The 2,370-nt window shown below is 70.4% G+C and carries 3 protein-coding genes; 1 reads left to right on the top strand and 2 read right to left on the bottom strand.

The window, feature by feature from the left end; all coding sequences use genetic code 11:
- On the bottom strand, positions 1 to 879 hold an 879-nt coding region (locus VLF38_RS08915), incomplete at its 3' end, for an Hsp70 family protein (protein WP_325270914.1).
- A 198-nt stretch (positions 880 to 1,077) separates the two neighbouring features.
- On the opposite strand from VLF38_RS08915, the gene VLF38_RS08910 reads away from it, so the two are divergent.
- Positions 1,078 to 1,368 carry a Dabb family protein gene (locus VLF38_RS08910; RefSeq protein ID WP_325270913.1) on the top strand — a complete coding sequence of 97 codons (291 nt, stop codon included), beginning with the start codon at positions 1,078 to 1,080 and terminating at the stop codon, positions 1,366 to 1,368.
- Positions 1,369 to 1,541: 173 nt separating this feature from the next.
- On the opposite strand, the gene VLF38_RS08905 is transcribed toward VLF38_RS08910, so the two are convergent.
- Positions 1,542 to 2,342, bottom strand: coding sequence for a GNAT family N-acetyltransferase (locus tag VLF38_RS08905; RefSeq protein WP_325270912.1), 801 nt, complete (start codon positions 2,340 to 2,342; stop codon positions 1,542 to 1,544).
- Positions 2,343 to 2,370 lie beyond the last annotated feature (28 nt).

The raw sequence follows: 2,370 nt of genomic DNA, 5'->3' as shown, positions 1-2,370 counted from the left end.
GTTCTGGAACGGCGCCTTGGTGCGCTCGAGCAGGTCGGCGGTGAGCTTCTGGAACTCGCTGCGGGTCAGCTTCTCCTCGAAGTGGAGCGGGCCGCCCTCGCCGTGGGTGATGTAGGGCAGGTGGATCGTGGTCTCGGAGCTCGAGGACAGCTCGATCTTCGCCTTCTCCGCGGCCTCCTGGAGGCGCTGCTTGGCGATCTTGTCGGCGCCGAGGTCGACCCCGTTGTTGTCCTTGAACTTCTTGACCATCCACTCCACGACGCGGTTGTCCCAGTCGTCACCACCGAGGTGGTTGTCACCGGAGGTCGCCTTGACCTCGACGACGCCCTCGCCGATCTCGAGCAGGGACACGTCGAACGTGCCGCCGCCGAGGTCGAAGACGAGGATCGTCTGGTCCTCGCCCTTGTCGAGGCCGTAGGCCAGGGCGGCCGCGGTGGGCTCGTTGACGATGCGGCTGACGTTGAGGCCCGCGATCTCGCCGGCCTCCTTGGTGGCCTGGCGCTGGGCGTCGGAGAAGTAGGCCGGGACGGTGATGACCGCGTCGGTCACGGTCTCGCCGAGGTAGGCCTCGGCGTCGCGCTTGAGCTTCTGGAGCACGAAGGCGCTGATCTGCTGGGGGGTGAAGGTCTTGTCGTCGATCTCGACCTTCCAGTCCTCGCCCATGTGGCGCTTGACGGACCGGATGGTGCGGTCGACGTTGGTGACCGCCTGTCGCTTGGCGACCTCGCCGACGAGGACCTCGCCGGACTTGGTGAAGGCGACGACGGACGGGGTGGTCCGGGCGCCCTCGGCGTTGGCGATGACGGTGGGCTCGCCACCCTCAAGAACGGACACGACGGAGTTCGTCGTGCCCAGGTCGATGCCGACCGCTCGAGCCATGGTGTGTTACCTCCTGCTGTGGGTTCTGCCTGGATGACGTGAGTCTGCTGCCATCCTGCCGCGCGTCGGCGGAGGAGGCAAAACAGTTGAGTCGCTCTGACTCAAGTCTGTTCATGAGGTACAACGCAAGTCGGCCCGCGATGTTCCCCGATCCGGACACAAGTTCGGTGTGACCTGGGTCGCCCTAGCCTTGGGCGCATGATCCGGCACACCGTCGCCTTCCGTCTCCACCACGCTCCCGGCTCCGCGGAGGAGGCCGACTTCCTCGCCGCGGCCCGGTCGCTGGCCGACATCCCCGGCGTCGAGGCGTACGAGCAGCTGCGCCAGACCAGCGCGAAGAACGACTTCACGTTCGGCTTCTCGATGGAGTTCGCCGACCAGGCGGCGTACGACGGCTACAGCTCCCACCCGGTCCACGCGGCCTTCGTCGCCGACCGGTGGGTGCCCGAGGTCGCCGACTTCCTGGAGATCGACTACACGCCGCTCTGACCGGCGTCGCCGCGCGATCCGGGCAGGCCGGCGCGGGCGGGCGCTCGCGGGACTTGGTGGGGAAGTCCGACACCTGGAGGGGGTTGTACGGGCCTCCAAGTGGCGGACTCCCCGCTCGAGCGGGGACTCTGCGAGAGGGGGCGCCAGATATCCGGGCCGAGCCGGCGGGACGCTCAGCGGGTCCAGACGTACGGCGTCGTCGTCGTGATCGCCCGCAGGCCCGAACGCTCGAGGATCGGGCGCGACATGTCGGTGCAGTCGGAGTGGACCAGCCGGATGCCGCGGGCGACCGCGGAGCGCGCGCGCGCGGCGACGAGCGCACGGTAGATCCCGCGGCCGCGGAACTCCGGCAGGGTCGAGCCACCCCAGATGCCGGCGAAGTCGGTGCCCTCGACCGGGGTGAGCCGGCCGCCGCACACGACGCGGTCGCCGACCTCGGCGATCCAGAACTCCGACGCACCGCTGGTGAGCTCGCGCAGCGCGGACGCCACCGACGGCCCGCGGCCGCCGCCGAAGACGGACTCCTGCGCCTCGAGCATGCGGGTCAGGTCGGGCACCGCGTCGGGCCCCGGCTCGATGCGGCGTACGACGACGGGGCCCTCCGGCGTGGCCGCGAGGGGCACGTCGACGGCGAGCAGCGACGCCTCCCCGACCATCACCGTCTCGGCCGGCTCGGCGACGAGTCCGTGCGCGACCAGGCGCTCGCCGAGGTCGGCGGGCTCGTCGTGGCCGCGTGACTTCCACTCGAAGGACCCGACGTCCGTGTCGTCGCGGAAGTGCGCCACCGTACGCTCGATCGCCTCGTCGAGCGCGGTCCCCGCGAGACCGCCGAGGTCGCGGTAGGACACGAAGCCGCCGTGGTCGAAGACGCCCCACAGCAGCGGCCCCGCGCGCTGCACGTCCTCGGCGCGGGCCATCTCGGCATCGGTGCGCAGCTGGTCGTCGTAGGCCGCCAGGAGGGCGTCGGTGGTCATGGGCGGAACACTAGGCGGCGAAGTCAGG

Origin of the sequence: Nocardioides sp. (assembly GCF_035481145.1) — a bacterium.
Classification (GTDB): Bacteria; Actinomycetota; Actinomycetes; order Propionibacteriales; family Nocardioidaceae; genus Nocardioides.
The sequence above is the reverse complement of the archived record's forward strand: the minus strand, read 5'-3'. Positions and strand labels throughout refer to the sequence as shown.